The organism is Streptomyces sp. NPDC025721 (assembly GCF_055558595.1).
Genome location: NZ_JBVHMF010000023.1, coordinates 25,957 through 50,102, shown reverse-complemented (window position 1 = coordinate 50,102; position 24,146 = coordinate 25,957). Strand labels below are relative to the sequence as shown.

At 70.6% G+C, this 24,146-nt stretch carries 20 protein-coding genes, 1 tRNA gene and 1 pseudogene; 13 read left to right on the top strand and 9 right to left on the bottom strand.

The features are described from left to right. Positions 1-125: 125 nt before the first annotated feature. The 3 genes from ACZ4EF_RS27300 to ACZ4EF_RS27290 all read left to right on the top strand — a co-directional run bounded on the left by ACZ4EF_RS27300 (position 126) and on the right by ACZ4EF_RS27290 (position 3,787). Positions 126-1,394, top strand: a complete 1,269-nt coding sequence (locus ACZ4EF_RS27300) for a cytochrome P450 family protein (RefSeq protein WP_467506707.1) — start codon at positions 126-128, stop codon at positions 1,392-1,394. A gap of 127 nt (positions 1,395-1,521) precedes the next feature. Continuing rightward, positions 1,522-1,926, top strand: coding sequence for a pyridoxamine 5'-phosphate oxidase family protein (locus ACZ4EF_RS27295; RefSeq protein ID WP_355346252.1), 405 nt, complete (start codon positions 1,522-1,524; stop codon positions 1,924-1,926). Positions 1,927-2,140: 214 nt separating this feature from the next. Next, positions 2,141-3,787 carry a phosphodiester glycosidase family protein gene (locus ACZ4EF_RS27290; protein ID WP_467506705.1) on the top strand — a complete coding sequence of 549 codons (1,647 nt, stop codon included), beginning with the start codon at positions 2,141-2,143 and terminating at the stop codon, positions 3,785-3,787. Positions 3,788-3,893: 106 nt separating this feature from the next. Here the strand turns inward: ACZ4EF_RS27290 and ACZ4EF_RS27285 are convergent, their stop codons facing one another. From ACZ4EF_RS27285 to ACZ4EF_RS27265, 5 genes are all read right to left on the bottom strand, one after another. Further along, positions 3,894-4,361, bottom strand: coding sequence for a heat shock protein transcriptional repressor HspR (locus tag ACZ4EF_RS27285; RefSeq protein WP_391041587.1), 468 nt, complete (start codon positions 4,359-4,361; stop codon positions 3,894-3,896). A gap of 5 nt (positions 4,362-4,366) precedes the next feature. Beyond that, positions 4,367-5,566, bottom strand: a complete 1,200-nt coding sequence (dnaJ, locus tag ACZ4EF_RS27280) for a molecular chaperone DnaJ (protein ID WP_355346258.1) — start codon at positions 5,564-5,566, stop codon at positions 4,367-4,369. A gap of 81 nt (positions 5,567-5,647) precedes the next feature. Further along, the gene (grpE, locus tag ACZ4EF_RS27275) at positions 5,648-6,319 is read right to left on the bottom strand and encodes a nucleotide exchange factor GrpE (RefSeq protein WP_355346261.1); all 672 of its coding nucleotides are present in this window, start codon (positions 6,317-6,319) and stop codon (positions 5,648-5,650) included. After that, complete coding sequence (dnaK, locus tag ACZ4EF_RS27270; RefSeq protein WP_355346264.1) at positions 6,316-8,193, bottom strand: molecular chaperone DnaK; 1,878 nt, start codon at positions 8,191-8,193, stop codon at positions 6,316-6,318. Before dnaK ends, grpE begins: the two co-directional genes overlap by 4 nt. A 170-nt stretch (positions 8,194-8,363) precedes the next feature. Continuing rightward, on the bottom strand, positions 8,364-9,257 hold the full coding sequence (locus ACZ4EF_RS27265; protein ID WP_467506702.1) for an LCP family protein: 894 nt from the start codon (positions 9,255-9,257) through the stop codon (positions 8,364-8,366). 126 nt (positions 9,258-9,383) lie between these two features. Here ACZ4EF_RS27265 and ACZ4EF_RS27260 point away from each other — a divergent pair, with 126 nt between their 5' ends. The 3 genes from ACZ4EF_RS27260 to ACZ4EF_RS27250 all read left to right on the top strand — a co-directional run bounded on the left by ACZ4EF_RS27260 (position 9,384) and on the right by ACZ4EF_RS27250 (position 14,320). Next, complete coding sequence (locus ACZ4EF_RS27260) at positions 9,384-10,622, top strand: nucleotide sugar dehydrogenase (RefSeq protein WP_467506700.1); 1,239 nt, start codon at positions 9,384-9,386, stop codon at positions 10,620-10,622. 280 nt (positions 10,623-10,902) lie between these two features. Next, complete coding sequence (locus tag ACZ4EF_RS27255) at positions 10,903-13,173, top strand: (Fe-S)-binding protein (RefSeq protein ID WP_391041594.1); 2,271 nt, start codon at positions 10,903-10,905, stop codon at positions 13,171-13,173. A 154-nt stretch (positions 13,174-13,327) separates the two neighbouring features. Beyond that, complete coding sequence (locus tag ACZ4EF_RS27250; RefSeq protein ID WP_467506698.1) at positions 13,328-14,320, top strand: Yip1 family protein; 993 nt, start codon at positions 13,328-13,330, stop codon at positions 14,318-14,320. Positions 14,321-14,334: 14 nt separating this feature from the next. Here the strand turns inward: ACZ4EF_RS27250 and dcd are convergent, their stop codons facing one another. Further along, a complete protein-coding gene (dcd, locus tag ACZ4EF_RS27245) occupies positions 14,335-14,910 on the bottom strand; it encodes a dCTP deaminase (protein WP_355346279.1) in 576 nt (191 codons plus the stop codon). Positions 14,911-15,316: 406 nt separating this feature from the next. Here dcd and ACZ4EF_RS27240 point away from each other — a divergent pair. Beyond that, a tRNA-Gly gene (locus tag ACZ4EF_RS27240) sits at positions 15,317-15,390 on the top strand. A 395-nt stretch (positions 15,391-15,785) separates the two neighbouring features. Here the strand turns inward: ACZ4EF_RS27240 and ACZ4EF_RS27235 are convergent. The 3 genes from ACZ4EF_RS27235 to ACZ4EF_RS27225 all read right to left on the bottom strand — a co-directional run bounded on the left by ACZ4EF_RS27235 (position 15,786) and on the right by ACZ4EF_RS27225 (position 17,904). Continuing rightward, the gene (locus ACZ4EF_RS27235; RefSeq protein WP_467506696.1) at positions 15,786-16,991 is read right to left on the bottom strand and encodes a tyrosine-type recombinase/integrase; all 1,206 of its coding nucleotides are present in this window, start codon (positions 16,989-16,991) and stop codon (positions 15,786-15,788) included. After that, a complete protein-coding gene (locus tag ACZ4EF_RS27230; protein ID WP_467506694.1) occupies positions 16,991-17,209 on the bottom strand; it encodes a helix-turn-helix domain-containing protein in 219 nt (72 codons plus the stop codon). The genes ACZ4EF_RS27235 and ACZ4EF_RS27230 overlap by 1 nt, the downstream gene beginning before the upstream one ends. 155 nt (positions 17,210-17,364) lie before the next feature. Next, positions 17,365-17,904 carry a helix-turn-helix domain-containing protein gene (locus tag ACZ4EF_RS27225; protein WP_467506692.1) on the bottom strand — a complete coding sequence of 180 codons (540 nt, stop codon included), beginning with the start codon at positions 17,902-17,904 and terminating at the stop codon, positions 17,365-17,367. A 351-nt stretch (positions 17,905-18,255) separates the two neighbouring features. On the opposite strand from ACZ4EF_RS27225, the gene ACZ4EF_RS27220 reads away from it, so the two are divergent. The 6 genes and pseudogenes from ACZ4EF_RS27220 (at position 18,256) to ACZ4EF_RS27195 (ending at position 24,080) form a co-directional block, all read left to right on the top strand. Continuing rightward, a complete protein-coding gene (locus ACZ4EF_RS27220) occupies positions 18,256-19,176 on the top strand; it encodes a hypothetical protein (protein WP_467506690.1) in 921 nt (306 codons plus the stop codon). Then, on the top strand, positions 19,173-19,862 hold the full coding sequence (locus tag ACZ4EF_RS27215; protein ID WP_467506688.1) for an ATP-binding protein: 690 nt from the start codon (positions 19,173-19,175) through the stop codon (positions 19,860-19,862). Before ACZ4EF_RS27220 ends, ACZ4EF_RS27215 begins: the two co-directional genes overlap by 4 nt. Positions 19,863-19,973: 111 nt before the next feature. Next, complete coding sequence (locus ACZ4EF_RS27210; RefSeq protein WP_467506686.1) at positions 19,974-20,732, top strand: DUF2637 domain-containing protein; 759 nt, start codon at positions 19,974-19,976, stop codon at positions 20,730-20,732. A 633-nt stretch (positions 20,733-21,365) separates the two neighbouring features. Further along, a complete protein-coding gene (gene mobC, locus ACZ4EF_RS27205; RefSeq protein WP_467506684.1) occupies positions 21,366-21,809 on the top strand; it encodes a plasmid mobilization relaxosome protein MobC in 444 nt (147 codons plus the stop codon). Then, a complete protein-coding gene (locus ACZ4EF_RS27200) occupies positions 21,810-23,531 on the top strand; it encodes a relaxase/mobilization nuclease domain-containing protein (protein ID WP_467506682.1) in 1,722 nt (573 codons plus the stop codon). A 171-nt stretch (positions 23,532-23,702) separates the two neighbouring features. Continuing rightward, positions 23,703-24,080: pseudogene (locus tag ACZ4EF_RS27195) on the top strand (VOC family protein). Positions 24,081-24,146 lie beyond the last annotated feature (66 nt).

Below are 24,146 nucleotides of genomic sequence, written 5' to 3'. Positions count from 1 at the left end.
GCTTCAACTCCGCTGGAAGGCAGCGGAGTTGGGGTCCGCTCCAGCCGTTTTGGCCGCATCTGCGCTTGTCCGTACGGCCGCATGTCCGCTTGACTCCTCCATACCCGCCGTCCGTGAGGACTCCCATGAGCGACGCGCACTCCATGGACCCGACCGGCGCCGCGCTGCACGCGGACGCCGCCGCACTGCGCGAGGTGGGGGCCGTCTGCCCCGTGACACTGCCGGACGGCGTCCCCGGGATGATCGTCTCCCGTTACCAGGAGCTGCGCGATTTCTTGGCCGACCCCAAGGTGGCCAAGAACGCCGCGCACTTCGCCGCCCTCCAGCGGGGCGAGGTCCCCGAGCAGTGGCAGCTCAACGCCTTCGCGCTGGTCAACGGCATGACGACGGCGGACGGTGACGACCACAGGCGGCTGCGCGGCCTGGCCACCAAGGCGTTCACCCCGCGCCGGGTGGCCGCGATGCGCCCGCGGATCGAGGCCCAGGCCGCCGAGCTGCTGGCCGCGCTCCCCGGCCGCGCGGACGCCGACGGCGTGGTCGACCTGCGCGAGTGCTACGCCTATCCGCTGCCGATGGGCGTGATCTGCGAGCTGCTGGGCATCGTCCCCGCCCACCGGGACCGGCTGCACGCCCTCAGCCGCCTGATCGTCAGCACCAGCAGCTCCGCGGCCGACGCGATGGCCGCGCAGCGCGAGACGTACGCGATCCTCGGCCAGGTCGTCGCGGAGCGGCGCGCGGCACCCGGCGACGACCTGACGAGCGCGCTGATCGCGGCGCGCGGCGAGGAGAGCGGCGACGGCGACGGCTCGGGCGGCTCCCGCGACGGCTCCCGCGCTGCCTCCGGCGGGCGCCTCAGCGACGCCGAGCTGACCGGCACCCTGCTGCTGATGATCGTCGCCGGGCACGAGACGACCCTCAATCTGATCGTCAACGCGGTACGCGCCCTGTGCGGCCACCCCGACCAGCTCGCGCTCGTGCTGGCGGGCGAGGTGTCCTGGGACGCGGTGGTCGAGGAGACGCTGCGCTGGGACGGCCCGGTGGCGAATTTCCCGTTCCGCTACCCGATCACCGATCTGGTGGTTGACGGCACCTCTGTGCCGCGTGGTACAGCCGTCCTCGCCGGATACGCCGCCGCCGGACGCGACCCGCGCGAGTACGGCCCCGACGCCGACCGCTTCGACATCACCCGCCCCGCCAACCGGCACCTCGCCTTCGGCCACGGCAGCCACTACTGCCTGGGCGCGCCGCTGGCCCGCCTCGAAGCGGTGATCGCCCTGCGCGGCCTGTACGCCGCGTACCCCGGCCTCGCCCTCGCCGTCCCCGACGCCGAACTCCCGCCGCTGCCGGGCTTCGTGGGCAACAGCACCGCCGCGCTCCCGGTCCGCCTGACCTGACCCGTACGAGCCCGCTCCTGACCTGTACGAGCCCGTGCCCGGCCCGTACGAGCCCGCGCCCGGCCCGTACGAGCCCGAGGCCGCCCCCTGCGCACCCGCCCGCGCGCCTCCGCGTACCGTCCCGTCCATGGCATCCGATCCCCGCTCCCCCGCACCCGGCTACCTCGCCTTCTGGCGCGAGCGGCACCTGTGCACCCTCACCACCCCGCGCCCCGACGGCTCCCCGCACGTCGTCCCGGTCGGCGTCACGTACGACCCCGAGGCGGGGCTCGCCCGCGTCATCGCCAATGGCAGGAGCACCAAGGCCCTGAACGTCCTGGCGGCGGGCCCTGGCGGCGCGCGGGTCGCGGTCTGCCAGGTCGAGCGGCGGATCTGGGCCACCCTCGAAGGCGTGGCCACCGTCTCGGCCGACCCGGACCGCGTCGCCGAGGCCGTGCGCCGCTACACCGAGCGCTACGGCCGCACCCCCTCCCCCAACCCGGACCGCGTCGTGATCGAGATCGCCCTGACCCGAGCGATGGGCAACGCGTGAGGGGGTATCACGGCACGCCGTCGGCGTAACGCCCACAACACGCGTAACAGCCGCAACGCCCGTACGGCGTGCGGCGGATGACGGCATTCGTCGGCTGTTCGCCCGGAACTCACCCCCACAAGGCGGGGTCTTCGCGTAGGACGGCTCTCATCGGGCGCGGAAGCCGCCCGCCCGCAGTCGTCAGCCGTCAGCCGTCGTACGTGAAGGGGTCTTCATGGAGCACACCAAGGGTGCCGCGCGGGTACGCGTCCGCACCGTCGTGGCCGCCGTCGCCGTACTCGCCGCCGTCGTACCGCTCGCCCTCGACTCGACGGCCCAGGCCGCCGTGCCCGGTCACGGGCCGGACCCCTCGGCTGCCACCGGCCACCGCAACCCCGTCTCGTCGCGGTGGACGACACGGGACCTCGCCCCCGGCCTCCAGGTCCGCACCGGGACGATCCGGCGCGCGGACGCGGCGCCGTCCTGGACCGTCACCGTCCAGCGGCCGGCCACCAGCAGGCTGACCGGCGCGCCGACCGGGCTCGAAGTGAGCGACAGGGCGTGGGCGGACGACACGGCGGCGCGGCTGCGCGCGGCGGGCTTCGCGCCACGCGTCGAGACCGTCCGGTGGCCCGCCTACAGCGACACCCCGCACGGCACGATGGGCCTGCGGGTACGGATCGGCGGGTACGCCACGCAGGCCGCCGCCACGGCCGCCGCGCAGCCCGTCACCGCGGCGGGCTTCCTCACCGCAGTCGAGTGGACCGGCTACGACGCCGACCAGCCCGCCGACGTGCAGAACATCCACATCGCGACCGTCGACCCGCGCGTGTTCCGCGGCACGGTCGCGGGCACCCACGACGGCGACGTCGCGCGCCGTGAGACCCCGTCGTCGGTCGCCAGGAAGCTGGGCTCCCTGGTCGCCGTCAACGGCGGCTTCTTCGTCATCACCAACGCCGGCGGCATCCAGGGCACCCAGTCGGGACTCGGCGCCTACGACGGGCGGCTGGAGTCGATGTCGGCCGGCGCGCGCGCCGCCCTGGTGCTCGCCGACGGCGGGCGGCACTTCCGTATCGCCGACCTGAACAGCACGGCCACCGCCCGCGCGGGCGGCGCGTCCTACGCCGTGCAGGGCGTCAACCGGCTGCCCGGCACCGTCCGCGACTGCGGGCGCCCCGGCGGCACCCCGAGCGAGCTGCCCTGGCAGGACGTCACCTGCTACGAGAAGGACGACCTGGTGGTGTTCACCCCCGCCTTCGGCGCCGCCCTGCCCACCGGCACCGGTGTCCAGGCCGTGCTCGACGCCCGGGGCGACGTGGTGTCCGTCGGCGCGCGCGGCGGCCGGGTCCCCGCCGACGGCTCGGTGCTCCAGGGCATCGGCTCGGCCGCCGACTGGCTGACCGCGTACGCCCGTACGGGTGAGCGCGTATCGGTCGGGACGACCATCCGCGACACCGCGGGCGAGGTCCTCGCCCTCGGCCCCGACGACAGCGTCGTCAGCGCCGCCCCCACCCTCGTCCAGGACGGCCGGATCGCCGTGGACGCCGCCGCCGAGGGCGTCGTCGACCCGCTCGACCTGTCCTTCGGCTACGTCTGGGCCAACGGCCGCCAGCCCCGCACCCTGGCCGGGATCGACGACCGGGGCCGCCTGCTGCTGGTCACCGTCGACGGCCGCCAGACCGGCGGCGGCAGCGAGGGCTTCACGCTCATGGAGGCCGCCGCCTTCATGCGCTCCCTGGGCGCCGTCCAGGCCCTCAACCTCGACGGCGGCGGCTCCACCACCTTCGCCGTCGACGGCACCCTCGCCAACAACCCCTCGGACGCGACGGGCGAGCGCGCCGTGGGCGACTCCGTCCAGGTCGTCCCGGCCGCGCTCCACTGACCGGCGCCGCCGACCGGACGCACGACGACGGACGGTCCGTCTCCCTCACGTGAGGGAGACGGACCGTCCGTCGTAAGGAGCCCTGGGCCGTGCGGGTGAGCGGGCGTCAGCCGTCGCGCTTGGGCCGCCAGACCACCAGCGCGCTGGTGTGCTGGACGTCCTGGTAGGGAACCAGGTCCCGGCGGTACGAGGCGTGCACGGCGGCCTCGCGCTGCTGGATGACGGCGGCGGCGCCCTCGACGGCGGCGGAGAGTTCGGCCACGCGCGCCTGGAGGGCGGCGACCTGGTTCTCCAGCTCGATGATCCGCTTGATGCCCGCGAGGTTGATGCCCTCGTCCTGCGAGAGCCGCTGCACCTCGCGGAGCTGCTCGATGTCACGGGTGGAGTAGCGACGGCCGCGCCCGGCGGTACGGTCGGGCGAGACCAGCCCGAGGCGGTCGTACTGACGCAGGGTCTGCGGGTGCAGCCCGGACAGCTCGGCCGCCACCGAGATGACGTAGACCGGGGACTCCTCGGTCAGTTGGTAGGGATTACGGCCGCGCGGGCCTCTCATACCGCTTCCGTCGACGCTCATTCAGGTCACGCTCCCTTTGCGGCCTTGAACAGCTCCGCCCGCGGGTCGTGCCCCGCGGTCGCTTCCCGGTAGGACTCCAGCGCGTCCAGCGCCTTGCCCTCGGTCTTCTCCGGCACCGCCACCTCGATGGTGACGAGCAGATCGCCCCGTGAACCGTCCTTGCGCATGGCGCCCTTGCCGCGGGCGCGCAGCGTACGGCCGTTCGGCGTACCGGCCGGAAGCTTGAGGGTGACCGGCGGGCCGCCCAGGGTGGGCACCTTGATCTCGCCGCCGAGCGCCGCCTCGGCGAAGGTCACCGGCACGGTGACCGTGAGATTGGACTCGCGGCGCCCGAAGACCGGGTGCGCTCCGACGTGCACGACCACGTACAGGTCGCCGCCGGGGCCGCCGCGCTCGCCGGGCGCGCCCTTGCCGCGCAGCCGGATCCGCTGCCCGTCGGTGACACCGGCCGGGATACGGACCTGCATGGTGCGCGAGGAACGGGCCCGCCCGCTGCCCTTGCAGACGTCGCAAGGGGTCTCGGCGATCAGGCCGCGGCCCTTGCAGTCCACGCACGGGTCGGTGAGCGAGAAGCCGCCACCGCCGCCGCGCGAGACCTGCCCGGTGCCGACGCAGGTCGGGCACACCCGGGGCGTGCCGTTCTTGTCGCCGGTGCCGGAGCACGCCTTGCAGGGCGCCTGCGAGGACATTCGCAGCGGGACCGTGGCCCCGTCGACCGCCTCGGTGAAGCTCAGCGTCACCTCGGACTCGATGTCCTGGCCGCGGCGCGGCTGCACCCGCGTGCCCGCGCCGCCCCGGTTGAACAGACCGCCGAAGACGTCGCCCAGGCCGCCGCCGAAGCCGCCGCCCTGCCCGCCGGTGGTCTGCCCGCCGGGCTGGCCGCCCGTGCCGCCGAACAGGTCGCCGAGGTCGAAGTTGAAGCCGCCGGCGCCGCCCGCGCCGGGACCGGGGCGGAAGCCGCCGTTCCCGAACAGCGCGCGGCCCTCGTCGTACTCCTTGCGACGCTTGGCGTCGGACAGCACGTCGTTGGCCTCGGAGATCTCCTTGAAGCGCTCCTCGGCCTTCGCGTCGCCCTTGTTGGCGTCCGGGTGGAACTCGCGGGCGAGCTTCCGGTACGCCTTCTTGATCTCGGCGTCCGTGGCGTCCTTGGGCACGCCGAGGACCTTGTACAGGTCCTTCTCCAACAGGTCCCTACTGACGCTCATCCCCGACGTCCCTCCTCTCCACCACTTCCAGGCGCGCCGCCGGTGACCGGCACACTCCTACGCCCACTTACTTCTACGCCGTCAGCCCTCGTCCGGGCCACCGGTCTCCTCTTCGTCGGCCTTCTTCTCCGCCGCCGACTCGTCCTTGCCCTGGCTGCCCGGCTGCGGTTCGGCGACCGCGACCCTGGCGGGCCGCAGATTGCGCTCCCCGATGCGGTACCCGGGCTGGAGGATCTGCACGCATGTGGTCTGCGTGACATCCGGCGAATAGCTGTGCATCAGGGCCTCGTGCACCAGCGGGTCGAAGGGCTCGCCCTCCTTGCCGAACTGTTGCAGCCCCAGCTTCGCCGCCACCGTCTCCAGCGACTCGGCGACCGACTTGAAGCCGCCGACCAGCTCGCCGTGTTCCCGCGCCCGGCCGATGTCGTCGAGCACCGGGAGCAGTTCGGTGAGCAGATTGGCGACCGCGACCTCCTTGACGGCGACCCGGTCCCGCTCCACCCTGCGGCGGTAGTTCTGATACTCGGCCTGGAGCCGCTGGAGGTCCGCGGTGCGCTCGTTGAGCGCGGTGCGCACCTGGTCCAGCTGTGCCCGCAGGGCCGTCAGCTCCTTCGCGTCCCCGTCCGGGGCCGGGGCCGCCGGGCCCGCCTCATCGGCGGACCCGGCGGCCTTCGCGGCGGCGTCCGGCTGCTCCTCGCCGGCCTCTGAAGGGACGTCGGGCTCCGACTCGAAGCCCTTCGGCTCCTCCGTCACGCGGCACCGTCCCTCTTGTTGGCGTTCTCGTCGTCGACGATCTCGGCGTCGACCACGTCGTCGTCCGCGGCGGCGTCGGCCTGACCGTCGGAGGGGGCGTCGGCGGTCGCGCTGCCGGAGGCGCCGTCGGTCTGCGCGTACAGCGCCTGGCCCAGCTTCTGGCTGGTGGCCGCGACCTTCTCGGTGGCCTCGCGGATCGCGGCGGTGTTGCCGTCGTCCGTCGACTCGTTCTTCAGCTTCTCCTTGAGGTCCGCGACCGCGGTCTCGACCTCGGACCTGACGTCCTCGGGGAGCTTGTCCTTGTTGTCCGCGATGAACTTCTCGGTCTGGTAGACGAGCTGCTCACCCTGGTTGCGGGTCTCGGCGGACTCGCGGCGCTTGTGGTCCTCGTCCGCGTACTGCTCGGCCTCCTGGCGCATGCGGTCGACCTCGTCCTTGGGCAGCGAGGAGCCGCCGGTGACGGTCATCCGCTGCTCCTTGCCGGTGCCGAGGTCCTTCGCGCCGACGTGCATGATGCCGTTGGCGTCGATGTCGAAGGTGACCTCGATCTGCGGCATCCCGCGGGGGGCGGGCGGCAGGCCGGTCAGCTCGAACATGCCGAGCTTCTTGTTGTACGCCGCGATCTCGCGCTCGCCCTGGTAGACCTGGATCTGGACCGACGGCTGGTTGTCCTCGGCCGTGGTGAAGATCTCGGAGCGCTTGGTCGGGATGGTCGTGTTGCGCTCGATCAGCTTGGTCATGATGCCGCCCTTGGTCTCGATACCGAGGGACAGCGGGGTGACGTCGAGCAGCAGGACGTCCTTGACCTCGCCCTTGAGCACACCGGCCTGGAGGGACGCGCCGATGGCGACGACCTCGTCCGGGTTGACGCCCTTGTTGGCGTCCTTGCCGCCGGTCAGCTCGCGCACCAGCTCCGCGACGGCGGGCATACGCGTCGAGCCGCCGACCAGGACGACGTGGTCGATCTCCGAGAGCTGGATCCCGGCGTCCTTGATGACGTTGTGGAACGGCGTCTTGCAGCGCTCCAGCAGGTCGGTGGTGAGCTGCTGGAACTGGGCGCGGGTGAGCTTCTCGTCCAGGTGCAGCGGGCCCTCGGCGGACGCCGTGATGTACGGCAGGTTGATCGAGGTCTCGGTGGACGAGGACAGCTCGATCTTCGCCTTCTCCGCCGCCTCGCGCAGGCGCTGGAGGGCCATCTTGTCCTTGCCCAGGTCCACGCCGTGGCCGGACTGGAACTGCTTCACCAGGTAGTCGACGACGCGCTGGTCCCAGTCGTCACCACCGAGGTGGTTGTCGCCGTTGGTGGCCTTCACCTCGACGACGCCGTCGCCGATCTCCAGCAGCGAGACGTCGAAGGTGCCGCCACCGAGGTCGAAGACCAGGATGGTCTGGTCGTCCTTGTCGAGGCCGTAGGCCAGCGCGGCGGCGGTCGGCTCGTTGACGATGCGCAGCACGTTGAGGCCCGCGATCTCACCGGCCTCCTTGGTGGCCTGGCGCTCGGAGTCGTTGAAGTACGCGGGGACGGTGATCACCGCGTCGGTGACCTTCTCGCCCAGGTACGACTCCGCGTCCCGCTTGAGCTTCTGCAGGATGAAGGCGCTCATCTGCTGCGGGTTGAAGTCCTTGCCGTCCAGGTTGATCTTCCAGTCGGTGCCCATGTGGCGCTTGACCGACCGGACGGTCCTGTCGACGTTGGTGACAGCCTGGCGCTTGGCGACCTCGCCGACGAGCACCTCGCCGTTCTTGGCGAAGGCGACGACGGACGGCGTGGTCCTGGCGCCCTCTGCGTTGGTGATGACGGTGGGCTCGCCGCCTTCGAGAACGCTGACGACGGAATTAGTCGTGCCCAGGTCGATGCCGACCGCACGTGCCATGGTGAAATCCTCCTGCTGACTTGAGTGGAACTGACTCAAGACTGCACGACCCGGGATCTTCTGTCAACAGACGTGAGTCGACCCCACTCAACTTACCTCTGCTTTATGTGCGCAGGGCGGATGTTCTCGCAGGTCGGACGGGGTGCGGCGAGGTGCGGCGAGGTGCCGCGTCAGCGGCTTGGAGAGGCCGGCACCGGGCGGTCCGCGCGCAGCGCCGCCAGCAGCGGACCGGACTCGGCCGGCCGGGCCGACAGCGTACGGAAGGCGAGGGCGCCGTCCGGCACCTTGCGCAGGCTTCCCGCCAGCTCGTACAGCGCGGGCAGCGTACTGAGTCCGGGATCGGCCGTGAGGGACGAGGTGGCCGTGTCGACCAGGCCGAAGAACCGGGCCGGATGGCGCAGCGTGTCCGCCCCGCGCGCCTCACGGGTCAGCGTACGCAACAGCTCGCGGCGGCGCTCACCGGCGTGGGCGCCGACCGCGGCCTCGATCCGGTCGAACCCGGCGAGGTCCACCACCATGTGGTGGTCGACGCGGATGCCGCTGAGCCGTTCGAAGGCGCGGATCGAGCAGGCCGCCCCGCCGCCGCTGAAGGCGCGGCCGAAGGGTTCGTACGCGGCCGGGCTCGTACCGCCGTCCGGGCGGGGACAGCTCGGCACGCCGACCTTCAGGGAGCGCGGTACGCCGACGGCGGCGGCGTGGCGGCGGTCGGCGGACAGGTGCAGCAGGACGGCGGCGTCGGAGGTGTCCTCACCCGGGGGCGCGCCGGAGCCCGGGCCGCGCTCGGCGTTCTGGCCGCCGTGGGCTCCGCTGCCGCTCGGGCCCCCCTGGCCGCTCTGGCCGCCCTGGCCGCCCTGGCCGCTTTCGGAGCCCAGCATCAGGATGTTGCGCGCCTGCGGCACCAGCGCGCGGGGCCGCTCCTTCGCGTACCGGGCGAGCACCTTCTCCGCGGCCCGGTCGGTGTGGATGTTGCCGCTGAACTTCCGGTAGGACGCCCAGCCCAGACCCGCCGTCACCACGAGGAGGAGCCCGGCGCCGATCGCGACCCAGCGCAGCACGGCCCGCATGCCCGCCTCCTCCCGCGTGATCGTGGCGCCTCGTCCGTCATGGCCCGCTCGCGCGGTGGCCCGACATCCGATGAACTTAATGTCGCCTTTGCCATACTTGTCACGATTAGGGCTAATTTAAGCGTCATGGAACCCACCGAAGACAGCCGGCACGTCGTCGTCGTAGGCCAGGGCCATGTCGGGCTGCCGCTGGCACTGCGGGCGGCGGAGGCCGGTTTCACGGTCACCGGGATCGACATCGACGAACAGCTGGTCAAACGGCTGACGGCCGGGGACTCCCGCGTCGGCGACGTCCCCGCGGAGCGGCTGGCCGAGGCCCTCGCCTCCGGCCGCTACCGGGCCAGTACGGACTACGCCGACGCCCGCGACTTCGACGTCTGCGTGATCACCGTCCCCGTACCGGTCCACGACGGCGTCCCCGACCGCGGCGCGATCGTGGACGCGGGCCGGGCCGTGGCCCCGCACCTGCGCCCGCGCGCCACCGTCGTCCTGGAGTCCACGACCGCGCCCGGCACCACCGAGGAGCTGCTGCGGCCGGTCCTGGAGGAGATCAGCGGCCTGACCGCGGGCAGCGCCTTCCACCTGGGTTACAGCCCCGGGCGCACCGACCCCGGCAACCCCCGGTGGCGGCTGGAGAACACCCCCAAGGTCGTCTCCGGTGTGAACGTACGATCGCTCCTCGCCGTCGACGGCTTCTACTCCCGAATCGTGCGCAATACGGTGCCGGTTTCGTCGCCGCGCACCGCCGAGCTGACCAAGCTCATCGAGGACGCCTTCCGCCAGGTGAACATCGCCCTGGTCAACGAACTGGCCACCGTCACCGGGCCGATGGGCACCGACATCCGTGAGGCGATCGACGCGGCGGCCACCAAGCCGTACGGCTTCCTGCCCTTCCACCCCGGCCCCGGCGTCGGCGGTCACCGGCTGCCGGTCCCCCGCGGTCTGCTGCGTTTCGCGGCGCTCGCCGAGGAGATCAACGGGCTGATGCCCACCCAGGTAGTGGACAGGATCGCGGCGGGCCTCGACGCCAGGCAGCGGCCGGTCGAGGGAAGCCGCGTCCTTCTGCTGGGTCTCGCTTACAAACGCGACAGCGGCGACCTTCGCGAATCGCCCGCGCTCGCCATCGCGGCCGGGCTGACGGCGCTCGGCGCCCGGGTGCGCGCGGTCGAGCCGTACGCGGACCCGGCCCGGCTCCCCGCCGACCTGCTGTGCGTGGAGCTGACCGAGGAGGAGGCCGCGGCGGCGGATGTGGTGGTCGTCGCGACCGACCACGACGTCTTCGACTACACGATGGTCGCGCGGGCGGCGACGTACGTCTTCGACACGCGGAACCGGTGCCGGGGTGAGAGCGTGGAGCGGCTCTGAGCCGGTCACGGCAGGGCGCGACAGGCCGCACCGCGACGCAGATCACGAGTTGCACGGCTGTATGCGCCCGCGGATCGCGGGTAATCTCAGCGGAGACCGGATTAAGTTACCGCTTAGTACGACCTTGCTCGTACGACTCGTACGGGACCTTGCTCGTACGACCCGCACGACCCGGTACAAGCGTTGCCCGTACGACCTTGCCCAGCACGAAGCCTTCCCGCCCGATCCTGAACCCACGGCCCCCTCCCACTGAACCGCCGCGCAGGCCCGAGGAGCCCACATGCAACTCGCCGCGATCATCGTGTCGCTGGTCCTCACCGCGGTCGGCGTCGCCCTGATCAGCCTCGCCGTCGCGCAGATCTTCCGGTTCGTCACGCTCGGCCAGCCCGTGCCCGCGGGCTCCCGCACGAACGACTGGGTGGCCAGGTCCACGACCCTGGCCAGGGAATTCGTCGGCCACACCCGGATGAACAAGTGGGGCGTCGTCGGCGTCGCGCACTGGTTCGTGGCGGTCGGCTTCCTCACCCTCGGCCTGACGATCGTCAACGCGTACGGCCAGCTCTTCAAGGCCGACTGGATCCTGCCGTGGATCGGCACCTGGCTGCCGTACGAGGTGTACACCGAGTTCATCGCGGCGCTCACCACCCTCGGCATCCTCACCCTGATCGTGATCCGGCTGCTGAATCTGCCCTCGCGCGCCGGCCGCAAGTCCCGCTTCACCGGTTCGACGGCCTGGCAGGCGTACTTCGTGGAGTACGTCGTTCTGATCATCGGCCTGGCGATCCTGACGCTGCGCGGCCTGGAGGGCGCCCTGCACGGCGTCGACCACTACGAGGCCGCGTACTTCGTCTCGTACCCGCTGGTCGCCGCCTTCCGGAAGATGAGCACCGGCAGCCTCCAGAACACGGTCTACGCCGTCGCCATGGTCAAGCTGGGCGTCACGATGATCTGGGCGATCGTGCTCGGCCTGCACACCAACATGAGCGTGGCCTGGCACCGCTTCCTGGCCTTCCCCAACATCTGGTTCAAGCGGAACGCGGACGGTCCGGTCGCGCTCGGCGCGCTCCAGCCGATGGTCTCCGCGGGCAAGCCCATCGACTTCGAGGACCCGGGCGAGGACGACCAGTTCGGCGTCTCCCAGATCGAGCACTTCTCCTGGAAGGGCATCCTCGACTTCTCCACCTGCACCGAGTGCGGACGCTGCCAGTCGCAGTGCCCCGCCTGGAACACCGGCAAGCCGCTCTCCCCCAAGCTGCTGATCATGTCGCTGCGCGACCACGCGCACGCCAAGGCGCCGTATCTGCTGGCCGGCGGCGGCAAGAACGCCGAGGGCGAGGAGACCGGTACGCCCGAGCAGCTCGCGGGCGTCCCCGCCGCCGCGCTCGCCGAGGCCGAGCGCCCGCTGATCGGCACGGCGGAGGAGAACGGGGTCATCGACCCCGACGTGCTGTGGTCCTGCACCACCTGCGGCGCCTGCGTCGAGCAGTGCCCGGTCGACATCGAGCACATCGACCACATCGTCGACATGCGCCGCTACCAGGTGATGATCGAGTCGTCGTTCCCGAGCGAGGCGGGCACGATGCTCAAGAACCTGGAGAAGAAGGGCAACCCGTGGGGCCTGCCGAAGAAGCAGCGCCTGGCCTGGGTCAAGGAAGTCGACTTCGAGGTGCCGGTCGTCGGCGAGGACGTCGAGGACCTGACCGAGGTCGAGTACCTGTACTGGGTCGGCTGCGCGGGCTCCCTGGAGGACCGCGCGAAGAAGACCACCAAGGCTTTCGCCGAGCTCCTGCACATCGCGGGCGTCAAGTTCGCGATCATGGGCGGCGACGAGAACTGCACCGGTGACTCCGCCCGCCGCCTGGGCAACGAATTCCTCTTCCAGCAGCTCGGCCAGGAGAACGTGGCCATGCTCAACATGGCCTTCGGCGAGTCCCTCGACGAGGACGGCGCGGTGGACCCCTCCACGCGCAAGCCGCGCGCCTCGAAGAAGATCGTCGCCACCTGCCCGCACTGCTTCAACACCATCGCCAACGAATACCCGCAGCTCGGCGGCGAGTACGAGGTCGTCCACCACACCCAGCTCCTCCAGCACCTCGTGGACGAGGGCAAGTTGGTGCCGGTCACGCCGGTCGAGGGCCTGATCACGTACCACGACCCCTGCTACCTCGGGCGGCACAACAAGGTCTACACACCGCCGCGCGAGATCATCGCGTCCGTGCCCGGTCTGCGGAACGAGGAGATGCACCGCCACAAGGAGCGCGGCTTCTGCTGCGGCGCGGGCGGCGCCCGGATGTGGATGGAGGAGCGGATCGGCAAGCGCGTCAACAACGAGCGCGTCGACGAGGCGCTTTCCCTCAACCCGGACATCATCTCCACCGCGTGCCCGTTCTGCCTGGTCATGCTCTCCGACTCCGTCAACGGCAAGAAGAACGACGGCCAGGCGAAGGAGGCCCTCCAGGTCGTGGACGTCTCGCAGCTTCTCCTCCAGTCGGTGAAGGCACCGGCGGACGCGGCCGAGCTGAGCGAGGAAGCGCCGGCCGGGACGGCCTGATCCGGGGCCTCACCAGCCCTTACGGGTTCCCCTAGGGGTTTGCCCGGGGGTCCGTCGACGGGTTCGCCGCCGCGTGTCACAGGTTGGCAGCAATGGGCGGCGGCGGACCGGCCGACAGGAGCGGTGCGGCGGCTTACCGGGTACGTTCGATGACGTGGCTGGATTCAGGAATCGACACGGTGAGGGCGGTGGCCGGGGCGGCCGTCCCGGCCAGGGGCCGGGATACGGCGCGGGTCACGGGCAGGGCGCGGGTCACGGGCAGGGCGCGGCTCAGGGACACGGCGCGGGGTACGGGCAGGGTGCCGGTTACGGGCAGGGCTCGGGTCACGGGCAGGGCTCGTACGGAACGCCTCCCGGCGAGCCGGAGTACTACGCGCCCGCGGCGGGGCAGCCCGGCGGGTACGACGAGTCGCCCGGCCAGACGAAGGCGTTCACGCTGGGCGCCGGGTTCGCGGGCCAGGGCCAGGAGCCGTACGTCGATCCGTACGCCGGGCAGCAGCCGTACGCGCAGCCTTCGCACGCACAGGCTCCGTACACCCAGCCCCCGTACTCGGGGGACAACGTGGCGACGTACCGCGCGGGTCAGTCCGCCGCGCCGCCGGTCGGTCCGCGGCTGCACTGGAAGGAGTTGCTGAGCGGCGTCGTGCTGCGCCCCGGCCGCACCTTCTGGCAGATGCGCGACCACACGGTCTGGGGCCCGGCCCTGACCGTGACCTTCCTCTACGGGCTGCTCGCCGTCTTCGGCTTCGACGCCGCCCGCAGCGACGTCCTGGACGCGACGCTCACCACCAGCATCCCGTGGGTGCTCACCACGGCCATCGCCGTCGTCATCTCCGCGGTCACGCTCGGCGCGGTCACCAACACCCTCGCGCGGCAGTTCGGCGGCGACGGCGCCTGGGCGCCGACGATCGGGCTCTCGCTCCTGATCACGACGCTCACCGACGCCCCGCGTCTCTTCTTCGCGCTCTTCCTCGGCGGCGCCAACAGCTTCGTCCAACTCCTGGGCTGGCTCACCTGGCTGGGCTGCGCGGCGCTGCTCACCTCGATGGTCAGCAAGTCTCACGACCTGCCGTGGCCGAAGGCGCTCGGGGCGGCGTCGATCCAACTGATCGCGCTGCTCTGCCTGTTCAAGCTGCCGCTGATCTGACCCGCCCCGGGGTCTCAGACCTTGGTGCGGTGGAAGTTCATGAAGGACCGTGAAGGCGTCGGCCCGCGCTGCCCCTGGTAGCGGGAGCCGTACTGCTGCGATCCGTAAGGGAATTCGGCGGGCGAGGTCAGCCGGAAGAGGCAGAGCTGCCCGATCTTCATTCCGGGCCAGAGCTTGATCGGGAGCGTCGCGACATTCGACAGCTCCAACGTCACATGCCCGGAGAAACCGGGGTCGATGAACCCCGCGGTCGAGTGCGTCAGCAGCCCCAGCCGCCCCAGACTCGACTTCCCCTCCAGCCGCGACGCCATGTCGTCGGGCAACGAGATGACCTCGTACGTCGACCCGAGCACGAATTCCCCCGGATGCAGGATGAACGGCTCGTCACCCTCCGGCTCCACCAGCCGCGTCAGATCCGGCTGTTCCACCGCCGGGTCGATGTGCGGATACCGGTGGTTCTCGAACACCCGGAAGAACCGGTCCAGCCGCACATCAATACTCGACGGCTGCACCATCGACGGCTCGAACGGGTCCACGCGCACGCGTCCGTTGTCGATTTCGGCTCGAATGTCCTTGTCAGAGAGAAGCACGCCCCGAAGGTTACGCGCCCGGAGCGGCCCCGACCCAATCCTCCGGCCCGGAGCCGCCACCTCACCGGCCTCCGACTACCGCTTCTCCCCGCCCCCGGCCACCGGCACCGCGTGCCTCAGCCGCGCGCACTTGGGACACCTCAACAACCGCCCGGGCCCCAACCGCTCGGCCCCCAAATGCTGCATCGGGAACGAAGCCGTACTGAACACATGCCCCTCGGCACAACGAACAACGGTGCGCTCCATCAAGTCCCTTCCCCAACCAACCGGCGTGGACGACAAACCCACACATTAGGGGATCAACCCACCGCGCACCCACTCACCACTCCGCCCCCAACCTACGCCCCACCCCACCCCCCACATGCGGTAGACTCCCCCACGAAGCCACCCCCACCAGGGCCTTCACGCGGATGTAGTTTAATGGTAGAACATGAGCTTCCCAAGCTCAGAGCGCGGGTTCGATTCCCGTCATCCGCTCCATTAATAAGCCCCAGGTCATAGACTTGGGGCTTTGTTGTTGTCCAGACCAATTAATGGGCCGTGCACCACTTGTGCACCACATCTGGCGGTTAATTGGGTCCGACGAGCGGGGCCGAATGACGCGTCGAATATTGATGCGGTGTAATTCTCGAATCCTGAGACGGACTTTGAGTGACCTGCGTCACATAATGAAGTCACCTTCGGTCATGCCCTGTTGAGAGCCGCGCGGCGGCACCGACGCGCATCGACGGGCAACACCTCTGGTCAGAGGCTGGATTGCGGTCGGCGGGGCGCCGCGTACGGCCGGTGGGTTCCGATACGGATCGTCACGGCGAGCATGGTTCGGGGGCCGACGCGGCATCGCGTCGGCCCTCGAACAGGCGGTCAGATCGGCGTCAGGCCAGCCGCACCACTTCCGCACCAGATAGGCCGTTGCCCGCCTCCTCCTGGCGTTCGGCGCGCACGCGGGCGTCGAGCCCGGCCGCTACCTCCTTCTGGCGTTCCAGCGTCGAGTGCTGGTAGATCAGGGCGGCCTTCTCCGAGGACTGACCGGCACGGACCATGGCGTCCTTGAGGGTGCCGCCCGACTGGGTAACGAGGGTGTTTCCGGTGTGGCGGAGGTCGTAGAAGCGGAAATTGTCGGGCAGGCCGACTTTCGCGCGGGCCTTCCGCCATTTACGGCCGAAGGTGGAACGCCGGAATGGCGCTCCGCGCTCTCCGACGAATAGCAGGCCGTCTGGTTCCTTCGCGGCGAACCAGTCGAGATGCCGTCGGAGGTCCACCGTCAGGAATGCGGGCAGGACGACGACACGCTTGCCCGCGCGGGATTTCGGGTCTCCGGTCGCGCGACGCCCCGTTGTGAGCTCCGGTGATGCCCGGGTGATTCGGAGCAGCACAGGCTCACGGGGCAGGTCCCGCCGCCGCTTGAGCTCATCCGGTTCGTCGGGCAGGGTCACGTCGGACCTGCGCAGCTCGGCCTGCTCCTCGGGACGGAGGCTTCCGTAGGCCGCGAGGTAGACCATGAGCTGCCAGCGAGGGCCCATCACCTCGGCCACGGCGTCGACCTGCTCGACGGTGGCGATGGGGCGTTCCTCGGCTTCCTCCTTGCCTGCTCCCTTGATACGGCAGGGGTTGCGACGGATGAGTTCGTCGTCTGCCGCCGTCTGAAGGATGGCCTTCAGCAGGCGATAGCTCTTGGCGACGGTGGTCGCCCCTGTTGCCTCCAGCCGTTCGGCGCGCCAGGCGCGGACACCTGGCGGGGTTATCTCGTTGAGGTCGAGAGGACTGAAAGCCGGCAGGAGGTGCAGACGCAGCAGCCTCCGGTACAGCTCCTCGCTCGTCGGGGCGAGGCCCCTCTCCTCCACCCAGCGCAGCGCGTACTCCTCGAAGTTCACCGCTCCGGCATCCGGGTCCGTCCAGTCGCCCCGGGTGAGGTCGGCCTCGACCTGGGACAGCCAGACCTCGGCGTCGGTCTTCGTCGCGAAGGTCTCCGGTGAGTTACGGCGCAGGCCGGTGGGGTCGATATAGCTGGCGGTCCAGCGGCCGGAGCGGTAGCGCCGGACCGACCCGAAGCGGCGCTTGGCGCCCTTGGCGTTGGGCATCAGGCCGCCTTCCCGTAGTGCGCGCGCGTGCGGCGGCGGGTGGCGGGCTGGACGGTGTTCGCCGCGATGTAGGCGTCCAACACCGTTTCGGAGAGGCGGACGTGGCGTCCGACCTTGACGAAGGCGATCCGCCGCTCCGAGATGAGACGGCGCACAAAGCGCTCGCCCGTGCCGAGGATCTCGGCGGCGTCGGCGACGTTGAGAAGGCGCTCAGGCATGGGCGGTCGCCTCCCCGGTCAGGTCGCGGGCATGGGCGGAGGCGGGCATGGCGGGGTGACGCACGAGAGGTCCTTCTCTGGCGGGCACGGGGAGCGGCAACTCCGTGGGTGTGCCGGTGCGGTGTTCAGGGATGGGCGGTGGGGTGCTGGTTCGGTCAGGCGGGGTTACTGGGGCTCCTCTTGGTCGGGGTCTTTGCGGTGCGCCGCTGATGGGGCTGGGGCAGGCCGGTGAGTTCTTCGGCGACGGCGAGGGACGCGGCGGCTTCGGCTTCCTCACGGACGTCGGGGTGTTCGTCGAGGTAGGCGTCGAGGGCGTCGCGGGCTTCGGCGGCGGCGAGGGTGGCCATGTGGGAGGCGCGGTAGGCGCGGCGAATGTCCTCGACCAGCTCCATCGCGCGGGCGTGGGAGGCGAGTCTGGGAGGGCCGACGAGGTTGGCCAGGGAGATGCCGAAGACCTCGGCGAAGCCGAGGGCGTCGTCGACGTTGACCCGGCGCTGGCCGTTCTCGATCCGCCAGACCGCCGAGGGGTTCATCTCGTAGCCGGCGGCGTTCAGGCGGTCGGAGACGGCGTTGGTGCTCCAACCGCGGGTCTCGCGTTCGAGCTTGATGCGGACCGCGATGTTGTCCTCGCCGGCGAGTTGGCTAATGCTCGGTCCGGGCACGTCCTCTTCCTCGTCGTCGGGCACGGTGATCATCCTTCCATTCGTAGTGACCTTCTGCAATTCGCAGGGAGACCACTAGGATACACGACGTTCTGCCGATTGCAAGTACTTGCTGCGATCCGCAGAGATGTGGTATAGTCTTACCATCCCCCGCACCCTGCCCACCTACCTCCGGACACGACAAAGCCCCCGGCGCTGACACGCCGGGGGCTGAAGCAGAACCTCAAGACCGCCCATCCCTGAACGACCACTACCGGCATACGGCCTCGGGATTGCCGCCCCGAAGCCCGCCAGGAGAGGAACTTCTGTGTACCAGCGTACGGCCCCAGCCGCCGTGCCCGCATCCCCATCACCGCAGTCGGCACCGACGGCGGGGTGGTAGCGATGGCCCGCATACGCACCATCAAGCCTGAAGCCTTCGCCTCGGAGTCCCTCGCCGCGGTGTCCCTGTCCGCCGAGCGGACCTTCTTCGGCCTGCTCACCCAGGCCGATGACCACGGCCGCTTCCGCGACCAGCCCGCCGTCATCGCCGGCCTGCTGTGGTCGCTGCGCCCCGACCACGGACCCCTCGGCGTCGAGGACGACCTCACCCAGCTCGCCACCGCCGACCTGATCTGCCGCTACGAAGGCGGGGGCGGGAAGCGCTACCTGCACATCGTCACCTGGAAGCTGCACCAGAAGATCAACCGCCCCAGCGGGATCCGGGCACCGGCCTGCCCGCACCACGACCCGGCCGGAAGCAGTGAGCCGTCACGGCAGGCGCAGCCGATCCTCCGTGAGGACTCACTGAGCCCTCACCGACACCGCACCGAGGGCTCCCCACCTACCGGCGAAGCCGAAGAACCCACAGGCCAGGGCACATTCGCTGAGCCTTCACCGAGCGCTCACGGAGGGCTCAGTGAGGTCCCGGTGAGCCCTCACCGTCCGGATCTAGGACCTAGGATCGTGGACCTAGGATCTGTTCCTTCGGGGGGCACGAGCGCCCCCGCGCCCCGCACCACCGGCACGGTCTCGGCGAAGCAGCTCCTCGGCGAGTACGTCGCCGCGTGCGCCCACCGCCCGCCCGAGAAGTTCCTGGGTCACCTCGGCCGCGAAGTCCACCAGTTGCTCGCCGAGCACATCGCACCGGGGCATATCCGCGCCGGGCTGGAGCGCCTGCGTGCCAAGGGCCTGAGCCCGAGCGTCCTGCCGAGCCTGGTCAACGAGGCGATGAACGCCACGCCCTCGCAGACCAACCCCCGCCCGCCGCACCGTGCGTGGACCAACCCCGACGATGTCGAGGCAGCGTACGGCGGTGACCTGTGAGCACCGCCACTCGCGAACCCCGCACCGCCGGCGGCGCGGTGGGCCGTCTCGCCGCGATCCTCACCGCCCGGGGCATCGACCCAACCACCGCGACTCCGGCGGGGCCCGAGCCGGTCACCGCGCTGGAGCTGGCCGACGCCCGGATCCCGCCCCGCTACCGTGACGCCCTCGCCGACCATCCGCGTGTTGACGCCTGGGTCGCCGAGATCGCCCGCGCAGGACGACCCGGGCCCGGCGGGGCTCCTGGTATCGCCACCGGCCCGTCGCTGCTGATCGCCGGGCCCACCGGCACGGGCAAGACCCACCAGGCGTTCGGTGCGATACGGGACCTGCTCACCAAGGGCGTCCGGCTGCGCTGGGAGGCGACAACCGCCGCCGACCTGTACGCAGCCCAACGCCCCCAGCACGGCAACGATCCCGAGCGGCAACTCCTCGCTCTGGCGCGGTGTCCGCTCCTGCTGCTGGACGACCTCGGCGCTGCCAAGCAGTCGCAGTGGACCGAAGAACTGACCTACCGCCTGGTCAACCACCGCTACAACCAGCTCCTGCCAACGCTGGTCACCACCAACCTGCCCGTCGCCGAGCTGCGCGACGCCGTCGGCGACCGCGTCGCCTCCCGCCTCGCCGAGATGACCGAACGCGTCATCCTCACCGGCCGCGACCGCAGAAGGCACACCGCCGGATAACCGGCCGTCCGGGCCCGCCCCCGGCCCCGCCTTCGCATCACATCCCCGCCACGCTCTCCCGCTGCCTGCCTGCCCGCGCGCGGAAGCAGAACCAACACACGGAGTACCCGCATGCCCCCGAACACGCCCGCCACCGCCCACCAGGCCACCGCCTGGGACCGCGCCGCCATCACCCTGCTCGGCGCGGCCGGCTGCACCCTCTCGTACGACGCCCTGCAGCAGATCGCCCTCGCCATCCACATACGCCCCGCCCTGACCTACCTCTTCCCGATGATCATCGACGGGTTCATCGCCTACGGCATCCGCGCCCTGCTCGTCCTGCGCAACGCCCCCTTCCGCGCCCGCCTCTACGTCTGGACCCTCTTCGCCACCGCCACCCTGGCCAGCGTCTGGGCCAACGCCCTCCACGCCATCCGCCTCAATCAACAGACCCACTCCACCGGCCTGCACCTCGGCGACACCACCGTCGGCATCCTGTCCACCATCGCCCCGCTCGCCCTCGCAGGCGCCGTCCACCTCCACATCCTCATCACCCGAGCGGGCACGACCCCGGCCACACCCGGCACTCAGCCCCAGACCGCCGAGCACCAACTCGAGATACCAGGCGGCCACGAGCAGGAGATCCAGCACACCCGACCGACCCCCGCCCCGGCAGACCACAAAGCCGACAGCCCAGTCCGCCGGATCGGCCGCCCGCCCAGCGCCGAACTCGACGACCTCCTCGACCTGGCCCGCCCCGCCTTCGAGCTGCACGAAAACCCCACCCGCACCGTGGTCCGCGAGACCATCCATGCCGCCGGCCACACCATCGGCGAAGACCGCCTCACCCAGATCATGACCACCCTGCGACGCGAGAGAAACGGCCACTGACCGGAAGTCCCCGCAGGTCAACCGGCGGACCAGCCACCACTGGTCCGCCCATCCGGTCACACCCAAAACGACCGGTCCACCGCACGAAAGTCTGCGGACCACCGCCCACGGGGCCTCACCAAACAGCCTGCCGGAAGCTCGTCCTGTTCAGTTACTGAACAGGCGGGCCGTTCAGTAACTGAACAGAGGCCGTGTTCTGAAACTGAACGGACGCCCCTCGCCTCGTTCCCGCCACGGAACAAGAACTCCGTTCCCACCACGGAACTCCCTGCCTGTTCCGCGACGGAACACCTGCCAGCGCCAAGGTGGCACGGCGCTGACGACCGGTCTGAACCCTCTCCTCCCTACACCCCCGGAAACGAGCCCTTGATTCCCCATCACCACGAAACACCCGTCGATCCGAAAACGCCGACCCGGTCCGTCCGAGACGAGACCGGCACCCAACCTGCCTCCTCCCCCAACAGCCCGGACACCGTCAAAAACCCAACCACCAGCGGAGCAAGGTATGGCGCTGGACCGTCCAGTGGCCGGTCCTACGCAGGTCCCTCCGCCCCGGGGGTGGCGGAGGGGTTCCGGCGCCAGGGGGCACTGGAGGGAGAAGCCGTCGACGCGTCCGCCGATCCGCCGAGCGTGATGCGTGCTGCCGCTGAAGCCGCCGTCCGCCGCGTCGCACGCCGTCGCCGCCGCGACCACAAGCAGCGCACCTTCCGCGTCGACGTCCGCTACAGCGAAGCCGAGCACCAGGCCATCAGGGCAAAGGCCAAGGCCATGGAGATCGCGGGCGCGCACCTGGTCGGTGCGGTGGTCATGGCCTTCATCGAAGGCACCCAGCCGCTGCCCGGCCGGCGCACCGCCACCGACGACCTGATCGACGAACTCGTCGCCCTGCGCGCCCAGGTCGCCAAGATCGGCGGGAACGTCAATCAGATCGCCCACCGCCTCAACGCCGGCGGCACCCCCTACCCCGCGGACGCACCGCTCCTCGCCCAGGCCCAGCGCACCCTCGACACCGTCCGCGCGGCCGTATCCGGCATCGAAGCCGCCGCCCATCAGGCGGCCGGCCGGAAGGCGGCCTGATTGATCGCGAAGATCACCCGGGGCAAGGCCGTCCGCCGTCTGCTTGGGTACCTCTACGACACCGTCCGCGCCAAGGACCACAGCGATCCGCACCTGGTCGCCTCCTGGGACGGCTTCGCCCCCGACCCCGGCCGCGACCACGACACCAAAGCCGCCATGAAGCAACTCACCCAAGCCCTCGAACTGCGCCTGCACCAGGCCAGGGGTAAGGATCTGACCGTTCCGGACCGGCCGGTGTGGCAGTGCTCGGTCCGCGCAGCCCCCGAAGATCCCATCCTCACCGACGAGCAGTGGGCCGCCATCGCCCGCCGCGTCGTCGCCTCAACGGGCATCGCGCCCGACGGTGACCCGGACGGCTGCCGCTGGGTCGCCGTCCGTCACGCCGACGACCACATCCACATCGCCGCCACCACCATCCGCGGTGACCTGCGCACCGCCCGCCACTGGAACGACTACCTGCGCGCCGACAAGGAACTCGAAGCCGTCGAAAAGGACTTCAACCTGCGCGTCGTCATACGCGGCGACCGAACCGCCGCCAAACGCCCCACCCGCGCCGAAACCGAGAAAGCCCACCGCACCGGCCACCACCACACCCCACGCGAACAACTCCGCGCCGCCGTCCGCACCGTGGTCGCCGTATCCAGCAATCCGGAGGAGTTCCTGCACCTACTGGCCCGCAGCGGCGTGAAGGTGGAAGTGCTGCGCTTTCCCTCCAGCGACATCCGGGGATACAAGGTCGCACTCGAAGGCGACACCAATGCAGCCGGTGAACCGGTCTGGTTCTCCGGCTCCACCCTCGCCCCCGACCTGTCCTACCCCCAGATCCACGACCGCCTCACCGCCGGCGAACCCCAGGCCATCCAGCACCTGACCGGGCCGCGCCGACCCAACCCCTGGCACCAGGCCACCGCCGCCATCGAACGCATCCCCCACCACCTCGCCCAGAACGACGACCCCGCCTCCCAAGCCCACATCACCGCGTTCGCCGAAGCACTCGACGCCCTCCCCCTCAACGCGCCCCAGCACCTACGACCTCAGCTCCGGCAAGCAGCCCTGACCTTCGAACGCGCCAGCCGCTCCCGCATCCACGCCGACCACCAGCACGCCCACGCCCTACGAGGAGCCATCCGCAGCATCGCCCGCCAGCCCGCCGGCAACGACGGCGCCGGACTGGCGATGTTCCTCGACGCCGCGATCCTCGCCATGATCGCCATCCGCCGCTGGTCCGCCACCCGCCACCACAACCAGCAGGTCGAAGCCGCCCGCCAATCCCTCCTCCACCTCCAAGCCGCCTACGACCAAGCCGCCACCGCACCCCTGGCCGCCCTCGCCCAGCGCACACCCGCGCAACCGGTCGTCGAACGCCACGCCCACCAGATCCGCCAGATCATCCCCGCCCACGCGGAACAGATCCTCAACGACCCAAACTGGCCCGCCCTCGCCACCGCCCTCACCGACGCCAAAACCGCCGGCCACGACCCGGTCCGCCTCCTCCACCAAGCAGCCGACCAACGCGCCCTGGACGACGCCCGCTCACCCGCCCACGTCCTCACCTGGCGCCTGACCCGGCTCACCCAACGCCCCGCCCCCAGCGCACAAGCCCGCGCAGCCCAAGCCCGCACCACCCTGGCGACGGGCGGACGGCCACAGCCAACCCCGTCGACAGCGCCGCAGTCCCCCAACTCCGATGCGGTCAAGCGGCCACCACACCAGCGCCGCTAGGGCGAGGAGCAAAGTCTCACGAGCACGGCAGGGTGCACCGCGCCGGGAGCATCCCCTCGGGCGCAGGGAGCAAACTTGGGCTTTCCGATCGTGCCTGTGGCCTGGTGAGGCGGTCGGCGTCGAGGTCAGCCGCCTCTGGACGGTGGGAGGCATTCATGATCGGCTTGGGGCATGAGTTCTTTGATGCGTCATGTCACCATCGATGCCGCCGACCCGTTCGTTCTTGCGGGCTTTTGGGCCCAGGCCCTGGACGGCTCGCTGGCTGATGACGACTTTCCCGGGGATCCGGAAGCCGCGGTCACGGCTGCTACTGCCACCTTGCTTTTCGTCAGGGTCGGTGACAGCAAGACGGTGAAAAACCGCGTGCATCTGGATCTCCAACCCTAGGACTGCACCCGGGACGAGGAGATGCAGCGCCTGCTCTCGCTCGGTGCCACGCTTCAGGGGGACCGCCGAAGGCCCGACGGAACCGGGTGGGTGACGCTGCAGGACCCCGAGGGCAACGAATTTTGTGTGGAACGCAGCGCGGCGGAGCTGGCGACCAGTTGATGTCCTGTTGCCCAGTTGCGCCTGTCAGGTCCGGAGCCGCATGAGCACGGCAGCAGCGGTAACGGT